The organism is Labrys sp. KB_33_2, from assembly GCF_052114505.1.
Taxonomy (GTDB): Bacteria; Pseudomonadota; Alphaproteobacteria; order Rhizobiales; family Labraceae; genus Labrys.
In genome coordinates, this window is record NZ_JBFREW010000005.1 from 171,901 (window position 1) to 190,090 (window position 18,190).

Annotated in this window: 14 protein-coding genes; 7 read left to right on the forward strand and 7 right to left on the reverse strand. The window is 61.5% G+C overall.

Annotated features, from left to right (window positions below; genetic code table 11):
- Positions 1-45 precede the first annotated feature (45 nt).
- The 4 genes from AB4037_RS11190 (at position 46) to AB4037_RS11205 (ending at position 6,604) form a co-directional block, all read left to right on the forward strand.
- Complete coding sequence (locus AB4037_RS11190; protein ID WP_434959912.1) at positions 46-1,170, forward strand: efflux RND transporter periplasmic adaptor subunit; 1,125 nt, start codon at positions 46-48, stop codon at positions 1,168-1,170.
- 1 nt (position 1,171) lies between these two features.
- Entirely contained in the window at positions 1,172-4,366 is a 3,195-nt protein-coding gene (locus AB4037_RS11195; RefSeq protein ID WP_434959913.1) for an efflux RND transporter permease subunit, read from the forward strand.
- Between the two features lie 853 nt (positions 4,367-5,219).
- Entirely contained in the window at positions 5,220-6,281 is a 1,062-nt protein-coding gene (locus AB4037_RS11200; protein WP_441771566.1) for a hypothetical protein, read from the forward strand.
- A 113-nt stretch (positions 6,282-6,394) separates the two neighbouring features.
- Positions 6,395-6,604: a hypothetical protein gene (locus AB4037_RS11205; protein ID WP_441771567.1), complete on the forward strand. Its 210-nt coding sequence runs from the start codon at positions 6,395-6,397 to the stop codon at positions 6,602-6,604.
- 207 nt (positions 6,605-6,811) lie between these two features.
- On the opposite strand, the gene AB4037_RS11210 is transcribed toward AB4037_RS11205, so the two are convergent.
- Positions 6,812-7,630, reverse strand: a complete 819-nt coding sequence (locus AB4037_RS11210; RefSeq protein WP_441771568.1) for a chorismate mutase — start codon at positions 7,628-7,630, stop codon at positions 6,812-6,814.
- On the opposite strand from AB4037_RS11210, the gene AB4037_RS11215 reads away from it, so the two are divergent.
- Positions 7,584-8,987, forward strand: a complete 1,404-nt coding sequence (locus tag AB4037_RS11215) for an amidase family protein (RefSeq protein WP_441771569.1) — start codon at positions 7,584-7,586, stop codon at positions 8,985-8,987. The two genes, AB4037_RS11210 and AB4037_RS11215, sit on opposite strands and share 47 nt — an antisense overlap.
- 96 nt (positions 8,988-9,083) lie before the next feature.
- Here AB4037_RS11215 and AB4037_RS11220 read toward each other — a convergent pair whose 3' ends face one another.
- Together AB4037_RS11220 and AB4037_RS11225 are read right to left on the reverse strand one after the other, a co-directional pair.
- On the reverse strand, positions 9,084-10,196 hold the full coding sequence (locus AB4037_RS11220; protein WP_441771570.1) for a branched-chain amino acid ABC transporter substrate-binding protein: 1,113 nt from the start codon (positions 10,194-10,196) through the stop codon (positions 9,084-9,086).
- 23 nt (positions 10,197-10,219) lie between these two features.
- Positions 10,220-11,419: a DmpA family aminopeptidase gene (locus AB4037_RS11225; protein ID WP_441771571.1), complete on the reverse strand. Its 1,200-nt coding sequence runs from the start codon at positions 11,417-11,419 to the stop codon at positions 10,220-10,222.
- A gap of 436 nt (positions 11,420-11,855) precedes the next feature.
- Between AB4037_RS11225 and AB4037_RS11230 the strand changes: the two genes are divergently transcribed.
- Together AB4037_RS11230 and AB4037_RS11235 are read left to right on the forward strand one after the other, a co-directional pair.
- On the forward strand, positions 11,856-12,668 hold the full coding sequence (locus AB4037_RS11230; RefSeq protein ID WP_441771572.1) for a response regulator transcription factor: 813 nt from the start codon (positions 11,856-11,858) through the stop codon (positions 12,666-12,668).
- A gap of 363 nt (positions 12,669-13,031) precedes the next feature.
- Entirely contained in the window at positions 13,032-14,114 is a 1,083-nt protein-coding gene (locus tag AB4037_RS11235; protein WP_434959921.1) for a LacI family DNA-binding transcriptional regulator, read from the forward strand.
- Between the two features lie 15 nt (positions 14,115-14,129).
- On the opposite strand, the gene AB4037_RS11240 is transcribed toward AB4037_RS11235, so the two are convergent.
- The 4 genes from AB4037_RS11240 to AB4037_RS11255 all read right to left on the reverse strand — a co-directional run bounded on the left by AB4037_RS11240 (position 14,130) and on the right by AB4037_RS11255 (position 18,134).
- Complete coding sequence (locus AB4037_RS11240) at positions 14,130-15,206, reverse strand: extracellular solute-binding protein (protein ID WP_441771573.1); 1,077 nt, start codon at positions 15,204-15,206, stop codon at positions 14,130-14,132.
- A 105-nt stretch (positions 15,207-15,311) separates the two neighbouring features.
- A complete protein-coding gene (locus AB4037_RS11245) occupies positions 15,312-16,178 on the reverse strand; it encodes an ABC transporter permease (protein ID WP_441771574.1) in 867 nt (288 codons plus the stop codon).
- A 4-nt stretch (positions 16,179-16,182) separates the two neighbouring features.
- Entirely contained in the window at positions 16,183-17,052 is an 870-nt protein-coding gene (locus tag AB4037_RS11250) for an ABC transporter permease (RefSeq protein ID WP_434959924.1), read from the reverse strand.
- A 5-nt stretch (positions 17,053-17,057) separates the two neighbouring features.
- Positions 17,058-18,134, reverse strand: coding sequence for an ABC transporter ATP-binding protein (locus tag AB4037_RS11255; RefSeq protein WP_441771575.1), 1,077 nt, complete (start codon positions 18,132-18,134; stop codon positions 17,058-17,060).
- Positions 18,135-18,190: the final 56 nt, after the last annotated feature.

The window sequence follows — 18,190 nt, forward strand, 5'->3', positions numbered from 1 at the left end:
CAGCTGCCAATATTCGCCCTCGCGGCTTTGCTTGGCTCGACCGCCATGGTGCCTGTGCTCGTCTCGCCGGCCGCGGCGCAGATGCCCAATGCGGGCCCTCCCGCTGTGGGATTCATCGTTGCCGCCAAGATGCCGATCACCCAGACACAGCAATTCATCGGCCGCGTCGAGGCGATCAATCGCGTCAGCGTGGTGGCGCGCGTCACCGCCCAGCTCGAGGAAACCCCCTTCACCGAAGGACGCGAGGTCAAGAAGGGCGAGGTTCTCTTCCGGCTGGAACAGCCGCCCTACCAGGCCGCCCTCGACGTCAACAAGGCCCTGATCGCCCAATATGAGGCGCAGCTTCGCAACGCGAAGCTGACGACCGAGCGCGCCCAGGCACTGCTCAAGACGCCTGCTGGCCAGCAATCGACGGTCGACACGGCGATCGCCTCGCAGCAGGCCCTCGAAGCCCAGATCCTGGGGGCCAACGCCCAGTTGCGCACCTCGCAGATCAATCTCGACTACACCACCATCGCCTCGCCGATCGACGGCAAGATCGGGCGCTACGCCGTCACCACCGGCAATATCGTCGGGCCGACCACCGGAACCCTCGCCACCATCGTCAGCCAGGATCCGATGTATGTCACCTTCCCGGTCCCGTCGCCGCAATTCCTGGAAATGTCGAAATATTACGGTAGCCGCGGTGGTTTTGCCGCCGTGCGCATCAAGCTGAAGCTGCCCGACGGATCGACCTATGAGCAGGACGGCAAGCTCAATTATGTCGACCCGACCATTGCCAACGGCACCGATACGGTGACCCTTCGCGGCGAGATCGCCAACCCGACCATCGCCGGCGCCCAACCCGGCGAAATCAACCGCCGGCCGCTGATCGACGGCGAGTTCGTCACCGTCCTGCTCGAGGGCGTCGAGCCGATCCAGGTTCTCGGCATCCCGCGCGGTGCCGTACTGACCGACCAGCAGGGCAGCTATGTCTATGTCGTCGGTCCCGACAACGCCGTCGAGCAACGGCGCGTTCAGCTCGGCCAGACAACGCCGGCAACCGCCATGGTCTCGGCCGGCCTCAACGAGGGCGAGAAGGTGATCGTGGACGGCATCCAGAAGGTCCGTCCCGGCATCAAGGTCGCCCCCTCGCCGGCCCCCGCCTCCAACAATGGGGCGGCCAAGTAAGATGTTTTCATCCGTCTTCATCGACCGGCCGCGTCTTGCCGTCGTCATCGCCATCGTCATCACGCTGGCGGGCGCGCTCGCCATGGGCTTCCTGCCGGTCGCCCAATATCCCGACCTGGTGCCGCCTCAGGTCTCGGTCAGCGCGACCTATCCGGGCGCCTCGGCCGCCGTGGTCGAATCCTCCGTGGCCCAGCCGCTGGAAGCGCAGATCATCGGCGTCGACAAGATGCTGTACATGCAGTCGAACAGCGGCAATGACGGCAGCTACGGCCTCACCGTCTCCTTCGCGCTCGGCTCGGATCCCGACATCGACACGGTGAACGTCAACAACCGCGTGCAGGCGGCGCTCGCCAAGCTGCCGGATACGGTGCGAACCCAGGGCGTGACGGTGCAGAAGCGCTCGTCCTCGATCCTGCAGTTCGTCATGTTCTCGTCGGACGATCCCAAGCTCGATCCGCTTTTCATCACCAATTATCTGGCGATCAACGTGCTCGACCGGCTGTCGCGCACGCCCGGCGTCGGCCAGGCCAGCTTGTTCAGCCGCCAGAACTACTCCATGCGGATCTGGTTCGATACCCAGCGCATGACCAATCTGGGGCTGCAGCCCTCCGATATCGCTAGCGCGATCCAGGCGCAGAACGTCCAGGCGCCGGTCGGGCGCATCGGCGCCCAGCCTGCAGCCGCGGACCAGCAATTGCAGCTCAATCTGCAGACTCAGGGACGCCTGGCCACGCCCGAGCAGTTCGGCAATATCGTGGTGCGCGCCAATCCCGACGGCTCCGTGCTGCGCGTGCGCGACGTCGCTCGCGTCGAGATGGGAGCCCAGAATCTCGATCAGACCGCTCGCCTCAATGGCAAGCCGGCCGTCGCCGTCGCCATCTATCTGTCGCCTGGCGCCAATGCCGTCGCGACCTCCAAGGAAATCCAGAAGACTCTCGCGGAGGTTCAAAAGAACTTTCCCAAGGGGCTGTCCTCCACCATCGTCTATGACACCTCGACCTTCGTCTCCGACACCATCGGCGAGGTGATCCGGACGCTGATCGAGGCCTTCATCCTGGTGGTGATCGTCGTCTTCCTGTTCCTGGGCAGCCTGCGGGCCACCATCATTCCGGCCATCGCCGTGCCCGTCAGTCTGGTCGGCACCTTCGCCGTCATGCTGGCGCTCGGCTATTCGGCCAACACGGTGTCGCTGCTGGCCCTGGTGCTCGCCATCGGCATCGTCGTCGACGACGCCATCGTCGTGGTCGAGAACGTCGAACGCGTGATGGAGGAAGAGCCAGACCTGTCGCCGGTCGCCGCCACCAAGAAGGCGATGAGCCAGATCACCGCGCCGATCATCGCGATCACCCTGGTGCTGCTGTCGGTGTTCGTGCCGATCGCCTTCATCCCGGGCTTGACGGGAGAGCTCTTCCGCCAGTTCGCCGTCACCATCTCGGCCGCCATGCTGATCTCGGCCCTCAACGCCCTGACGCTGTCGCCCGCTCTGTGCGCCGTCTTCCTGCGCCACAGCAAGAAGCGCGGCATCATGGCCTGGGTGATGCGGCGGATCGACAATGTCCGCGACGGCTACGCCGCCGTGGTGACGAGGCTGGTGCGCGTCTCCGTGCTTAGCCTGGTCGCCGTCGCCGCCTTTGCGGTGGGCACCTATGTCCTCTCGCAGAAGACGCCGACGGGCTTCGTGCCGGAGGAAGACCAGGGCGCCTTCTTCATCGTTCTGCAATTGCCGGACGGCGCCTCGGTCAACCGGACTACCGCCGTGGTGGAGCAGGTCGAAGGCATCCTCAAGCAGATGCCGCAGATCCAGGACAATCTGGCGATCGTCGGCTTCTCCTTCCTTGACGGCGCCGCCCAGTCGAACAGCGCCTTCATGGTGGCGCGCCTGAAGCCGTTCGAGGATCGCAAGAAGGCGACGGACTCGGCTCAAACGGCGATTGGCAAGGTCTTCGGCGCGACGCAGGCGATCAACACCGCCCAGGTGCTCGCGCTCAACGTGCCCCCGATCATCGGCCTCTCCACCACCGGCGGCTTCCAGTACATGCTGGAGAATCTGGAAGGTGCCGAGCCGGTAGCCATGGCCGGCGTCGCGCAAGGCCTGATCGCGGCCGCAAACCAGGATCCGAAATTGTCGCGCGTGTTCACCACCTTCAGCGCGAACAATCCCTCGATCTTCCTCGATATCGATCGCGACAAGGCGCAGGCCCTGGGCCTGCAGATGTCGGACGTGTTCGCCACATTGCAGGCGACACTGGGCTCGGCCTATATCAACGACTTCAACCTTTACGGCCGCACCTGGCAGGTCAACATCCAGGGCGAGATCGGTGATCGCAACGATACCGAGGCGTTGTGGAAGATTTATATCCGCAACAACAAGAACGAGATGGTGCCACTGCGCTCCATCACCTCGATCTCGACCCAACTCGGGCCGCAGACGATCGCGCGCTACAACAATTATCGCGCCGTGAGCGTCAACGGTTCACCCAAGCCCGGCATTTCCTCGGGCGATGCCATGACGGCGATGGCCGAGGTCTCGGCCAAGACCCTGCCACCCGGATACGGTTTCGAGTGGACCGGCACCTCCTACCAGGAAAGCCAGGCCTCCGGCCAGACGGGCATCATCCTCGGCCTCGCCGTGCTGTTCGCCTTCCTCTTCCTGGTGGCTCTCTATGAGAGCTGGGTGATTCCGATACCGGTGTTGCTCTCGGTGGTGGTGGCGGTGTTCACCTCCTTCCTCGGCATTCTGTTCATCCCGCAATTCCTGGCCTGGGTCGGCTCCATAACGGGCATGCCCGTCGCCACGCTCTCCCTCGACGTCTACGCCCAGATCGGTCTGGTGGTGCTGATCGCGCTCGCCGCCAAGAACGGCATTCTGATCGTCGAGTTCGCCAAGGAGCAGCGCGAAGCCGGCTTGCCGATCCGGGATGCCGCCATTCTCGGGGCCAAGATGCGGTTCCGTGCGGTGATGATGACATCGATCGCCTTCATCCTCGGCCTGGTGCCGCTGGTGATCGCCACCGGCGCCGCCATGGTCAGCCGCCGCGCCGTCGGCACCGCCGTGTTCGCCGGCATGCTGGGCGCCTCGATCCTCGGCATCTTCCTGATCCCGATGCTCTACGTCTTCTTCCAGGGCTTGCGCGAATGGGTGAAGGCCCGCTTCGGCGGCAAGGCCCATGCGTCGGGGGATACACCCTCCCACTAAGCTGGGCCTTTCCGCAGCGCTACATCCCCCGCCACGGCAACGTGGCGGGGTTTTTCATGCCTGAATGGGCAAAGGAAAGAACGGATCTGGCAACTTGGGGCACGCCTTACTCTATTGCGGGGGAGCTTTGCGGCCTCAACCAGGAAATATACGACCCGTTTTGCCAATGCGCCCCCGCCGCACCGTTTGCAAGGATTGGAGGACATGACGGTCGGTGCAAGCGAATCCGCGCCGCGCAGGCGGAAAAAACGAAATGGCGAATGGCGAAGGAGCTGAACGCGGCCGGTGCATCAAGCAGTCCGGTACACCTGGCTAGAACAGGATCTACAAAAGAAAACGGAGGAATGAGCCTGCAACTCAATTCCTCCGATCCTGAATTCATCAACGTCGAGTTCTCACAGGTAAAATCTACGCTTGGATGCTACGTGAAGCACCGCCCGGCAGAAGAACACCCACAACCCCGCAACGCAGTCGCTAGCCTTGGCGCCTCTGCTAGCTTGGGTAGGATCTTACGGCAACACGCTCACAAGTCTACCCGTCAAAAATGCCGGGGTCTTTGCGAGAACATTCTTCCCGGCGTTTTTCGCTAAGAATTTCTCATTGAATTTCAACAAGATAGATCTTCAGGCCAATTCCGTCCCGGCGACCGGTCAAATCCATCCTCTGCGCCAAACTCGTCCATTGTTGTTCTTGCATGCGACAGCACGCGCAGACGAGTCCGCAAGTACAGCATCTGGAATCTATGGAAAGGACGAATGTTTTTTCTTTTCTCCTTTGCATGAATGGAGCAACCATGTAGAAAATATGGCCAAAATAGGGCTTTCATAGGTTGAGTTGGCCAAACACGATCCAGATGGAAACAATGACGGATAATTGTTCTGCGATTGCCTATATCGATACGGAATACAAAAATCCGCTGCGCGACAGAATTGTCCGAGTCGAGGGATGGGTGTCGTCAGATCAGCCGATTGATTCATTTTCGGTCTTCGTCAATCGGCAGCAGCTCGGTTATGTCGATACCTGCGAGCGGCCTGACGTTCCCGTTGCAACCAACCGCCCGCATGCACTCGGCTGGAATGTCTATTTCGAACCCCGTAAACATTTGATCGGTGAACTCGGCACGATTCTGGTCGAGGTTGCGGTCAATGGCAACGTCGTTCAGCGCCGTTATCATCGCTATGACCCACGCCCCAATTCGGCGCGGCCAGCCATCTATTTCATGCATATCCCCAAGACGGCGGGAACCAGCACGCGGCGAGCCCTGCAAAGCGACCCGGATATCCAACTACTGCAGGTCTATCACCAGTACCCATGCCTGCATGAAGAGCAGTTCGCCACCTTCACCAACGGCGCCCTTGATGATGTCGACATCGTATTCGGCCACTATATGTATGGGCTTCACAGACATTCCGGCCGGGCCCACCAATATGTCTCCGTCGTGAGAGATCCGATCGACCACGCCATCTCATGTTACCTCTACATGAAGTATGTCGTTGGGGATACGCGGATCGTCACATGCTCGTCGATCTTCGATGCATTCGACAATGTCGACGACGTGACATTCGATAATTACATCACGCGATATCTGGCCGGGTATGCAGACCAACAGAAAGTGGGCCCAGCGCAGTTCGAGACAGCCCTGAAAAACGTCAACAATGACTTTGCCTATATCGGTACGGTCGAAAATTACAGGCAAAGCCTGGAGGCAATCAGCTTCTACCTCGGCAAGGAGCTGCCGCATCATGTCGACAATGTCACACCGGCGTCGGATGAGATGGCGGCGCTCGACAAGAACGAGGTCGCAGAGCGTCTCGGCCCTCGACTGGCCCATGACCTGAAGCTTTATCAGGCGATACGCCAGAGATTTCCGAGCAACTATTTCTTCGAGACGCGTACGCAATCCCACGCGGGATAGGCCAATCAAGGACGGCGGTCCAGAGGCGGCTCGCTCATCGGCGCGGGCTGACTTGACGACCCCCGGCGTCCGGTTCAGGTTCTCCGATGCGTCGCGAAAATGAAGGACTTTCCATGCGCACGAAACTGATTCTGGCCGCGATGGCCGCCAGCCTGGCAATCGGACTGAGCGCCTGCGCGACGGAGCGCAGCATCCCCTACAGTGCCACCGATTGCGCCCGCGCCGGCCGACTGCCCAAACACTGGACGCCGAGTGCCGGCAATTGGTGTCAGCATTTCAAACCGGGATGGCAGTCGAACCGCCATTGGCGTCAACGGGCCTGAGCCCGAGCGTTCGCGCCGGGAGGCGTCGTGCTCACCGCGATTTCGCGGAAATCGCGGGCGCTTTCTGTCGCATCGGGCCGAATTGCGGCATCGGCCCGATGCCGCCGGTTGTTGTAGCAGCATCATTTTTGCCGAAAATCGGGCGGCCCCTTTTCGACACGGTGCTCTAACGCCGCTCCACGAAGTCCTGCGACCTTGCCCTGCGACCTACTTCGCCAACCTTATCGCCAGCAACGTACTGAACAGTTGCTGCCTGTCCGATTCCTTCAGATTGGGCTCGTGAACGACCTTGAAGAAGCTGGCGCGTTCACTCGGCGTGAACGGCCCGCTCTTGAGGTCTTGCGCCACCTGTTGCAGAATCTCCTTGCCCAACCGGGCAATGTCCTGACGCACCTTGTCGAGCGGACGCGGTTGCCATCCCGCCTCCGGCTGCGCAAGCCAATCTGCCAGATAGCGATATTCGACAGCCTTGGCGGCGTTGATCTGGGCAATGATAAAGGGTTCCACCGTGACGGGATCCAGTCCCAGCTTCGCAGCCTCCGACTTGGCGCTCTCGAGCACCTTGGCCTCCTGCGCCAGATCTTCTATCGGCAGATGATTTTGCGCTTTATACCCAGCAACGTCCTTCATGTAGAAGAGACGATGGCTGACCTTTTCAGCCAGGGGCGTGATCTCGGCGGCAAAAGAGCTTGTCTGAGCCGCCAAGAACAGGCTCACAAACAGCACTGGCAACAGCCGCGCCATTGCCTGGTTCAATCCGATAGGTGACTTGTTCAATCCAGGATCCTCATGGTGATTGAAGCTGACCGTCCGAATGGCGCTGCGACCTATCCACACGATCGTGGAGGCGACTTCGCGGATCGCGTGAAGCGCACTCGCCCGCTGCCGGCGCGAGATGCCATGATCCTCTTGCTCCACGCGCATCGAGCCGACACTCTTTGTGCGTTCATGCCATGATTGAGGGAATCGGAAAACCGCGATGAATGAACTCTGGCGCTTGGACGCGATGAAAATCGCCGCGCTCATCAAATCCCGGCAGGTGTCTGCGCACGACGTCGCGATGGCGGCACTTGAGCGGCTGTCTGCCGTCAACCCATCGATCAATGCCGTGGTCGACATGCGGCCTGAAGACGTCCTGGTCCAGGCCAGCCGGATAGACGCCGCCATTGCCCGCGGCGAAGAAACCGGAGTGCTCGCGGGCGTTCCGGTTACCGTCAAGGTCAATGTCGACCAGAAGGGATATGCCACCACCAACGGCGTGACCTTGCAGCAGGATCTGCTGGCGACGGATAACAGCCCCGTGGTCGATAGCCTGATCGAGGCCGGGGCGATCCTTCTCGGTCGCACCAACACACCCGCTTTTTCCTATCGATGGTTCACGAACAATCGCCTGCACGGCCATACGAAGAACCCGCATGATCCCACGCTGACGCCCGGCGGCTCGTCCGGTGGTGCGGCCGCAGCGGTCGCGAGCGGCATCGGCCATATCGCCCATGGCACGGATATCGCCGGCTCGATCCGCTATCCCGCCTATGCCTGCGGCGTTCACGGCTTGCGCCCCTCGCCCGGACGCGTGGCGGCCTATAATTCCTCGTCCCCCGAGCGTGATATCGGCGGCCAGATCACGGCGGTATCCGGGCCGTTGGCCCGCTCGATCGACGACCTCGAGCTCGCGCTCAGAGTGCTGTCGCGCCGGGACGCGCGAGATCCATGGTGGACGCCCGTCCCCCTGAGGGGACCGGAAGTGGCAAGGCGCGTCGCCCTTTGTCTCGATCCGGGCAAGATCGGCACCTGCGAGCCGATCCGCGTCAAGTTGCGCGAGGCCGGCCGGTATCTGGAGGCGGCCGGCTGGATCGTCGACGAAGTCGAGGATCTGCCGCCGCTGCGCGAAGCAGCTGAGTTGCAGATCCGGCTCTGGATCGGCGAAGGCTACGAAGCCAAGCTTGCCGCCGCCGAAAAGGAGGACGATCCGGGGGCGCTTGCCGTTTTGCAGGGTCACCAGGCGCTTGGACGCTCCACGACCCTTGCCTCCTTTTCCCAGGCGCTGACCAGGCGCGCCACCCTGATCCGGCAGTGGCAGCTCTTCATGGAGACCTATCCGATGGTGCTGCTGCCGGCATCGGCCGATCTACCCTTTGAGGATGATCTGGACCTCAAAGGCCGGACCGCGTTCGAACGGGTCTGGAACGCTCAGATCCCGCAGATCGGCGTGCCCTTCCTCGGCTTACCGGGGCTCTCGGTCTTTACCGGATTGAACGGGCGGACCCCAACCGGGGTTCAATTGGTCGCGCCGCGCTTTCGCGAAGATCTATGCCTTGCGGCCGGCGCGGTCATCGAGGCTGCCTTCGGACCACCATCCGTCGTCGATCCCGTCGGCAGTTGATCCTTCCTGCTGCAGCCTGGGAAGCTGCTCGCCCGCGCCATTCGCAGGAGCGGCACGGGCCATGGCGGAAAGGCCGATCAAAAGACCGGCCCACCATCACCGCGTGTAGTCGAGCTTGCCGTCCGCACCCTTTTTCCAGGTGTAGAGGACATAGCCTGCCTTGGTCAGGTCGCCTTTCTTGTCATAGGAGAGTTCGCCCAGCACGGTCTTGAAGGCCTTGCCCGAATGCATGACCTCGGCGATCTTCTGCGGATCGACCGACTTGGCTTCATCGGCCGCCTGCTTGAGGATCTGCACGGAGGCGTAGGCATAGAGCGTGTAGGTTTCCGGCCTGAAGCCGGTCGCCTCGAACTTCTTGACCAGGCCCGCATTAGCCGGGTCTTCTTCGGGCCTCGGCTGGAAGGTCATCAGCGTGCCGAGCACGGAATCACCGCCGATGGTGGCGAATTCGCCGGAAGCGACGCCGTCACCGGTGAGCATCACGGTGTTGGAGCCCTGATCGCGCAGCTGCTTGAGGATGAGGGCTGCTTCGGTATAGAGCCCGCCATAGATCAGAAGGTCGACACCGGCGGATTTCAGCTTGGTCGCGATCGCCGAATAATCTTTCTCCCCGACATTGATGCCCTCGAACACCGCTTCCTTGACACCGGCGGCATTGAGATTCTTCTTGGCGACGTCAGCCAGCCCCTGGCCATAGGTCGTCTTGTCGTGGACGATGGCGATCTTCTTGCCCTTGTAGTTGGCCAGCGCGTAATCTGACCAGACCTTGGCCTGCTGGTCGTCGCGGCCGCAGGTGCGGAAGATGTTCCACAGGCCGCGTTCAGTCACCACTTCAGCCGTGGAACCGGGGGTGATTTCGATGACGCCATTGTCGGCATAGACATTGGAAGCCGGCGTGGTCACGCCGGAATTATAGTGACCCACCACCCAGGTCACGCCGTCGCCGACGAATTTGTTGGCGACCGACACACCCTGCTTGGGATCGGAGGCATCGTCGCCGATGGCAACCGACAATTGCTGGCCCTGTACGCCTCCGGCGGCATTGATATCCTTGACCGCCATGTCGACGCCGTTCTTGAACTGGGCGCCGATGGCGGCGTTGGGGCCGGTCATCGGACCAGCCACGCCAAGCTTGACCTGCGCCTGCGCGCTCGCACCCAGGGCCAGGGAGGCTGCAAATACTACGCCAATCAGTAAAGATTTTCTCATGGAAAAATACCCGTTTCGTTCGATCAATTCGTGATTCGATTGTATTTCTTCAGGATATCTCTGAGACGATCATGCGGAATGGCGAAGGAGACATTGTCGTCGCGCCCCTTCATGGTTTCCGCTGCGATCATGGCATTGATGATCGCCTCCTCGGTTGCCTCTACAGTTGCACGCATCAACGGGTCCATCTTGTCGTTGGACATCGTCTCGACTGTGTTTATCTTTTCTCGTGAGAAGGCACCAGAGTTCGCAGTGGAGAAGGCGATGAAGATATCGCCGTCGCCATTGCTGCCGAAACCGCCGGTCCTGCCGATGCCGACCGGCACGCGGCGCGCCAGCCGCTTGAGCTGATTGGGCAGCAGCGGTGCGTCGGTGGCGACGACGACGATGATCGACCCGTCCGATTCCTTGCGCTGCCAGGACACGTCGGGCATCAGGTCGGTGATTTCCTTGCCGACCGGCACGCCCGCAATGGTCAGATCCGGACGGGATCCGAAATTGCCCTGTACCAGCACACCGAGCGTATAGCCGCCGTCTTCCTTGGACAATTTGCGCGAGGAGGTACCCGTGCCGCCCTTGAAGCGGAACAGGTTCATGCCCGTACCGCCGCCGACATTGCCTTCGGCAATCGGCCCGGATTTCGCCGAATCCAGCGCGGCATAGACATGCTCTTTCTTCACATGCATGCCGTTGATGTCGTTGAGGATGCCGTCCCAGGTCTCGGCGACCACGGGCAGGACCCAATAAAGGTCGCGCAGCAGCGGGGCAACGAGCTTGTTCTCGGCGGACCAGGAGATCACCGCGTCACGCACCACGCCGACGCTGTGGGTATTGGTGATCATGACGGGGCCTTCGAGGAAGCCGCTTTCCTCGACCCAGGTCGTTCCGGTCATCTCGCCGTTGCCGTTGAGGGAGTACCAGCCGGCGTAGACAGGATCAAATTTCTTGCCGCGCGGCAGGATTGCCGTCACGCCGGTGCGGACCGGCCCCTTGCCGACCTCGAGCTTGCCATGGCCCTCGATGATGGTGGAATAGCCGACGGTTACACCCGCGACATCGGTGATGGCGTTGTTCGATCCGGGCGTACCGTTGAAAGGAATGCCGAGATCGCGAGCGCGGGGCTTTTCGGCGGCGAGGGCCGTGCCGAGGCTGAATGCCAGGGCAATCGCGCCTGCCGCACCCAAGAGGCGTTTCGCAAGGAGCCGTTTCGTATTCTGTGCCATGAGGTTCCTCTCCAGTGAGAATGAGCGTGCCGTCGCAGGCGCAATCGTGCATGGCCGGCCCCTGCCGGCGGCAATGCAATCAGCGGTGATGGTGAGCGGATCCATCTCGGCGGCCGACGGCTACCCCAGCCAGCCAACCTGTCTTTTTCGGCTCGACGAGAACAGGAGGGGTCTAAGACGCCTTGCGCCTGGGCCGAGTGACCTGAAATTGCAAAGGCGCGTTGAAACAAAGTATTGGAGCAAACGGGCCTTCCGACATGAAGGCGCTTTTCCCGAGACCCGACGGGGCGTGCATGGTTCCCCCTTGTTTTCTTGCTATGGCCAAGCTTATGAGCTGGTTGTAGTTTCCGGGGGAGGATGATCGAGCTCTCGGTGGAATACCATGCCACAACCAGGGTATTTCCCGGCTCAAGCGATACCCTGAAGTGGGTAGACTATGCGATTCACCACGCAAGATTTGTCTTTTCATCAGCGTTTCGGCCATCTCCTGGAGCAGGTGGAGAGCGAAACCTTCTGGCCGCGATTCGCCGCCTTCCTGCGCGAGAGCGTGCGTTTCGATTCCTGGGTGGTGCTGATCTTCCGCAAGGCCCATTCTCCCCTGCTCGTGCATGAGGGCGACCTCGACAATGTCGTCGACGAGCTGTTCGGCAGCTATCTGCGCCGCTATTTCACCGATGACCCCTTCTATCGCTTCGCCTTGGGGGGCTTCTCGCCAGGGATCTATCGGCTTGACGAGATCACCAGCCCGCAATTTCGGTCGTCCGCCTATTTCCGTGACTATTTCCGGTACAATGTTGTCGAAGATGAATTGCAGTTCCTCATGCCGTTCGGAAAAAGAGAAGAACGTCGTGGGGTCTTGTCCCTCTCGCTGGGATCGGAACAACGCTTTTCCGAACAGGATTACGGCCTGCTCTCGTTGATGAGTCATTGGGTGCTGCCGCTGATCGGCATGGCCGCGCGCAGCGCCCTCGCAGACACCCAGGTGCCGGCCGACAGGCCGGACATCTCCTCGACCGCCGATCTGGAGCAGCGCTTGCGCGCCCATGACGGCCCCCACTTGACGGAGCGCGAAATCCAGGTCGCCTTGCTGCTGCTTTCAGGCCAGAGCAACAAGGGCATTGCCATCCATCTCGGCATCTCGCCGGAGACGGCCAAGGTCCACCGGCGCAACCTCTATGAGAAACTCGGCATTTCCAGCCAGGCCGAGATCTTCACCCGTTTTCTCGGCACGGGACGCCTTCAGGCCTGACGAAACTCGCTGGTCGTTTGGTTTCGGAATGAAGCGCCGCAAGTTAATTTTGCCGGCTAATAAATATCTTGGGCTGCCGTCGACGGAACTGAAGCCGGCGATCCCACCCATGGCGAACGCTGGGGCGCCGCGACATCGGCAAGCAGGTTCCAATCAGCCCCGATCCCGCGGATTCCCGATCATGGCGCGCAAATCCGGGGCGCGTTCGAGCGATACACCCTCTTCGTGATGATCGAAGTCAGCGCACAAGTCCTGCCAGCGGATTGACTCGCGGCTATTCTCGGCCTTCCTGAGCAGGCATTGGCGATTCACCGGCGGGCTGGCGGCGCCCCCACGATTGATCCGGCATATGAGTAATGTTTCTTGACTGACGATCCCAAGGCCCCTGGCGAGGCGCGACAATCGGGAGGCCAGAGCTTCCACAGGCCCGGGCGCCGGCCCACGGTGGCCGATGTAGCGCGCGCCGCCAACGTCTCCTCGATGACCGTGTCGAACGTGGTCAACGAGCGGTTCGGCTCGATGACCAAGGAGACCCGGGCGACCGTGGAGCGGGCTATCCGCGAGATCGGCTATCGCCCCCATGCCAGCGGCCGCAGCCTCAAGCTTGCCAAGCGCTTCTCGATAGGCGTGGTGGTGATCGATGAATCGCCGACCTTCCTGGCCGATCCTTTCATCACCTATCTGATCGCCGGCCTCAGCAACTATCTCAACCAGCGCGACTACGGCCTGGTCGTCCAGGGCATGTCTGCTGAGCAGTTGCAGGAAGCCGCTCTGATGAAGCGGCATGAGACGGATGCGCTCTGCGTGTTTCTGTCGGGCCCGCAGGCATCGCGCCGCAAGCTGATCGCCCGCTTCGCGGCGCTCGATCAGCCCGTGGTGGTGTTCCAGGAACCGGCTCCTGACAAGCCCTTATTGCACTCCATCCGCCAGGACGATTTCGGCGGCGCCAGGGCATTGGCCGAGCATATGCTCGAGCGCGGCGCCGAACGGATCGTCTTCCTCGCACCGGAGGTCTCCTGGCCGGCGATCGAACAGCGCGTCGCGGGTGCGCGGGCTGCCATGACCGATGCCGGCCGCGCCGAGGCGTACAAGGTCGTCATCTGCGGTGACGGCGGCTTTGCGGCCACCCACCAGGCGCTGGCGGAGGAGACCGCCGCCTCCGGCTGGCCTTCGGCCGTGATGGGCGGCAACGACCAGATCGGCATCGCGGCCCTGAAATGGCTGGCGGGCCGTGGCCTGCGCGTACCGGATGATATCCTTGTCAGCGGTTTCAACGCCTTCGACGCCTGGCAATATACCGATCCGGTACTCACCACCGTCTCCTCCCCGGCCTATGCCATGGGCGCCAAGGCCGGCGAGATCGTGCTCGATACCCTGCACGGCAACCCGCCCGCCACGCGCGAACATCTGTTCCCGGTGGCGGTGCAGATCGGCGGTTCAACCTGAACGCCGGCCCGGCTTTCAGTTCGCCGCCTTGATGCGCTCGAGCGCCTTGCCTTCAAGATCTTCCACCCCCGGCTGGATCGGGGCGGCAAAACGGATATTGGCAAGATCCTGCTTGGCGAACGAGCCCTTCACGGAGGCCCTGACATTGTCCGGCAGCAGATCGATCCCGTCTTTCACGGCGATGATCGACCCCGTGGAAGCCGAGAGCTTCTTCACGATATCCGGCCGATAGACGAAGTTTATCCACTTGTAAGCGGCCTCGTCAGCCTTTCCCTTGCGCGGAAGCGAGAAGGTATCGATCCATCCGAGCGCCCCCGATTTCGGCGGCACATAAACGATATTGGGATTGTGGGTGACCAGCTTGAAGGCCGTGGAGTCCCAGGTTTCGGCCGCGACCACTTCGCCAGAGAGCATCAGGGCCGAGAGGTCGTCCCCACCCTGCCAATAAGCCTTGAGATTGGGCTTGCAGGCAATGAGCTTGTCGGCGACCTCATCGAGGATCTTCCTGTAGGCATCGAGATCGGAATAGGCTGCGAAAGGGTCTTTGCCGAGCGCAAAAGCGGTGCCGACCAGAATGGTGCGCTTGAGCCGCATCGAGGTGCGGCCCTTGAACTTCGGGTCGCACAGGTCGAGCCAGTCGCGGACTTCCGCGGCCTTGGTCTTGTCGACCATCAGGCCGGACGTGCCCCAGTCGAACGGCACGGAATAGACCTCTCCCTTGAGGGCGGCATCGGCCTTGACCTTGTCCAGCAGCATTGGGTCGAGTGCGTCGACATTTACTTTCGACAGGTCTATCGGCTTGTAGATGTTGTACTCGGCCTGCGCGGCGGCGACCCGGTTGAACCCGGGCTGGACGAGATCGAAGCCCGAACCGCCCGTGGCGCGGAGCTTGGCGATCATTTCCTCGTTGTTGGACAAGGTCACCTCGACTTCGATGTCGGGATATTCCTTTTCGAACAGCGAGATCACTTCATCCGGAGCATAGCCGCCCCATGTCAGGATACGCAATTTCTCCGCCTGGGCCCCGGCGACCGAAATGGTCGTCGCCGCGAGCGTGGCCATCACCAGTTCTGAAACCCGGCGTATGAACATTTTTCCCCTCCCCAATGAGAAAACCATCAAGGAAGAAGGGTGGGATGGCGGCCAGCGCCATTCCCGAAAGTTTGGATATCCACTTTGGACCGTGGCGCGGCTCGCTTAGCCTTTCCGTTCCTTGTCTCGCTGCACGAGAATGCTGAACAGCGCCAGCACGCCCGATCCAACCATCAGGAAGACGGAGACGGCATTCAACACCGGCGTCGAGCCCACCTTCACCATGCGATCATACATGGTGATCGTCAGCGGCGCATCGGATCCCACCAACATCAAGGTCGTGTTGAAGTTCTCGAAAGAGACGAGAAAGGCCACGACGAAGGCAGAGAACAAAGCTGGCGCCAGATAGGGCAAGGTGACGGTGCGAAGCACCCGCAGGCGCGATGCCCCCAGATTGAGCGCCGCCTCCTCCAGGGCCTGATCGAATTTGCGCAGGCGCGCCGCAATCACCAGCGAAGTGATGGTGACCAGAAAGGAAAACTGGCCCAGTATGACAAGGAAGGTGCCCGGTCGGAGGAAATCCCACTCCAGGCCAAGCGCATCCTCCAGGCCATTGGCGATCGCACTCGCAAATACCAGGATGGAGATGCCGAGGATCACGCCTGGAATGACCAGCGGCACGATCATCAGCACATAGAGCAGGCTTTTGCCCGGGAACTGCTTGCGCTCGAACAAGAAGGCATTGCAGGTGCCGACCACGACCGACAAAGCCGAGACGGCCAGTCCAATATAAAGTGAATTCCACAGGCCTTCCATGAGCCGGCGATCGTGGAACATGCCTAGCTTCGGCCCGCTTGTGCCGAAGAACCACTCCAGCGTGAACCCTTTCCAGGGAAGCGCCGGAAAAATCGAATCGTTGAAGGCAAAGATGGCTGCTGCGGCCAATGGCGCGGCGAGGTAGAGGAAAAAGGCGAGCATATAGCCGCCATAGATCCAGCGCAGGAGGAGAGATTGCGGCGCGGCGACGTTCATGGGTTCAATCTTTCGCCACGGTGGAAGCCAGGCTCTGTCCGGTCAGGCGAAGCCCCAGCCAGACGACCAGCGAGGTGAAGACCAGGAGAAGCACGCCGAACGTGGCGCCGGATTCCCAATTGTAGCGGGTCACGAACTGCTCGTAGATCTGCTCGGTGAACCACATGCTGTTCTTGCCGCCGAGCAGGATCGGGGTCAGATAGCTTCCCGCCGTCAGCATGAAGACGATGATGCAGCCGGCGACGATGCCCGGCATGGCATAGGGCACGACGATGCGGCGAAATACGGTGAAGCGGCTGCCGCCCAGATTGTAGCCGGCCTCGATCAACGAGTTGTCCATGCCGTCCAAGGTCGAGACCAGGGGAACGATCATGAACAGCACGACCGTATAGACCAGTCCGATCACCACGGTGATGTCGTTGTAGAGCAATTCGATCGGGCCGCTGACCAGACCCGTATGCTGCAACAGGACGGAGATCAGGCCGGTCTCGCGCAGGAGCACGATCCAGCCGAAGGCGCGTACGAGGTCACTGACCCAGAGCGGGATCAGGCACATCAGGAACAGGGCGGCGCGTGAGCGCTGTCTGGCGATCTTGGCGATGTAATAGGCGACCGGAAAGCCGACGACCAAAGCCAGGGCCGTCACCAGGATCGACATCCAGGCGGTCCGCAACAGGGTGTTCCAGTAGACCGGCTCGCGCAGGAAGTCGGTGTAATTGGCGAAACCGAAGCTATATTCGCCCGGGCCCAGCTTCTCGCGCAGCGATAGATAGCCGATGCCGAGCTGTGGCAGGACGATGAGCAGCACCATCCACAGGGCAAACGGCGTGAACAACAGGATCAGTGACAATTTGCCGGCGTCGGAACGGGGCATCACGTCTACCCCGCCTGGCTGAAGCAGAGGCAGTGATCTCTCCGCCAGGAAATGTCGGCCTTGTCGCCGGGCTTGACCGGTGAGGAACCGTCCATGACGGCATGGCCGACTTCAACCAAGCTGCCTCCCGCCAGCCGCACCAGCACGCGGCTGTTGGCGCCGTTGAACAACAGGCTGTCGACCGTGCCAGGGAGCCGGTTACCATCCCGAGATTCGCCCAGGGCGATGGTCTCGGGACGAACGAAGACCTCGACCTTCGCGCCGGCAGCCACCTTGTCGTCTCGCGCCATGGCGATGACCTCGCCGCCATCGTCGAGCTCGACACGGGCCTGGCCATTGCTGAAGGCCGTCACTCGGCCGGGCCAGCGATTGGCATCGCCGACGAAGCCTGCAACGAAACCCGTTTTTGGATTGTTGTAGAGCTCTTGCGGCGAACCAATCTGCTCGAAGCGGCCGGCATTCATCACGGCCACGTTGTCGGACATCACCAGGGCTTCGGACTGGTCGTGCGTGATGTAGAGGAAGGTGGTGTTGAACTGGTTTTGCAACTGCTTCAGTTCGATCTTCATCCGTTCGCGCAGCTTGAGGTCGAGCGCGCCGAGCGGCTCGTCGAGCAGCAGGACATCGGGTTCCAGCACCATGCAGCGCGCGATGGCGATGCGCTGCTTCTGGCCGCCGGACAATTGCGAGACCTGCTTTTCGGCTACACCCGGCAGGCCGATGCGCTCCAGCACCGACCCCACCTTGCGCGAGATGTCGGCCTTGTTCTCGCCGCGGCAGCGCAGGCCATAGGCAATGTTTTCGCCGACATTCATCATCGGGAACAAGGCCAGATGCTGGAAGACCATCTTGACGCTGCGCCTGTTCGGCGGCGCCGAGAGAACCGACTTGCCCTTGATGCGAATGTCGCCATTTGACGGCGCTTCGAACCCGGCGATCATGCGCATGAGCGTGGTCTTGCCGCAGCCGGACGGCCCCAGGATCGAAAAGAACGAGCCGCGGGGCACCTCGAACGAAACATCGTTGACCGCAACATACCGGCCGAACTTCTTGGTCAGGCTCTCGCATTCAAGATCGTGCATGGAAGCTCGTCGGTTTGGGCTGAATTGCCGGTCCGCAGGGCACTAGCCCATGCGGA

Coding starts and splice junctions, on each gene's coding strand:
- AB4037_RS11190 (WP_434959912.1), top strand. CDS start 46: ATGGTGCCTGTGCTCGTCTCGCCGGCCGCGGCGCAGATGCCCAATGCG.
- AB4037_RS11195 (WP_434959913.1), top strand. CDS start 1,172: ATGTTTTCATCCGTCTTCATCGACCGGCCGCGTCTTGCCGTCGTCATC.
- AB4037_RS11200 (WP_441771566.1), top strand. CDS start 5,220: ATGGAAACAATGACGGATAATTGTTCTGCGATTGCCTATATCGATACG.
- AB4037_RS11205 (WP_441771567.1), top strand. CDS start 6,395: ATGCGCACGAAACTGATTCTGGCCGCGATGGCCGCCAGCCTGGCAATC.
- AB4037_RS11215 (WP_441771569.1), top strand. CDS start 7,584: ATGAATGAACTCTGGCGCTTGGACGCGATGAAAATCGCCGCGCTCATC.
- AB4037_RS11210 (WP_441771568.1), bottom strand. CDS start 7,630: ATGAGCGCGGCGATTTTCATCGCGTCCAAGCGCCAGAGTTCATTCATC.
- AB4037_RS11220 (WP_441771570.1), bottom strand. CDS start 10,196: ATGAGAAAATCTTTACTGATTGGCGTAGTATTTGCAGCCTCCCTGGCC.
- AB4037_RS11225 (WP_441771571.1), bottom strand. CDS start 11,419: ATGGCACAGAATACGAAACGGCTCCTTGCGAAACGCCTCTTGGGTGCG.
- AB4037_RS11230 (WP_441771572.1), top strand. CDS start 11,856: ATGCGATTCACCACGCAAGATTTGTCTTTTCATCAGCGTTTCGGCCAT.
- AB4037_RS11240 (WP_441771573.1), bottom strand. CDS start 15,206: ATGTTCATACGCCGGGTTTCAGAACTGGTGATGGCCACGCTCGCGGCG.
- AB4037_RS11245 (WP_441771574.1), bottom strand. CDS start 16,178: ATGAACGTCGCCGCGCCGCAATCTCTCCTCCTGCGCTGGATCTATGGC.
- AB4037_RS11250 (WP_434959924.1), bottom strand. CDS start 17,052: ATGCCCCGTTCCGACGCCGGCAAATTGTCACTGATCCTGTTGTTCACG.
- AB4037_RS11255 (WP_441771575.1), bottom strand. CDS start 18,134: ATGCACGATCTTGAATGCGAGAGCCTGACCAAGAAGTTCGGCCGGTAT.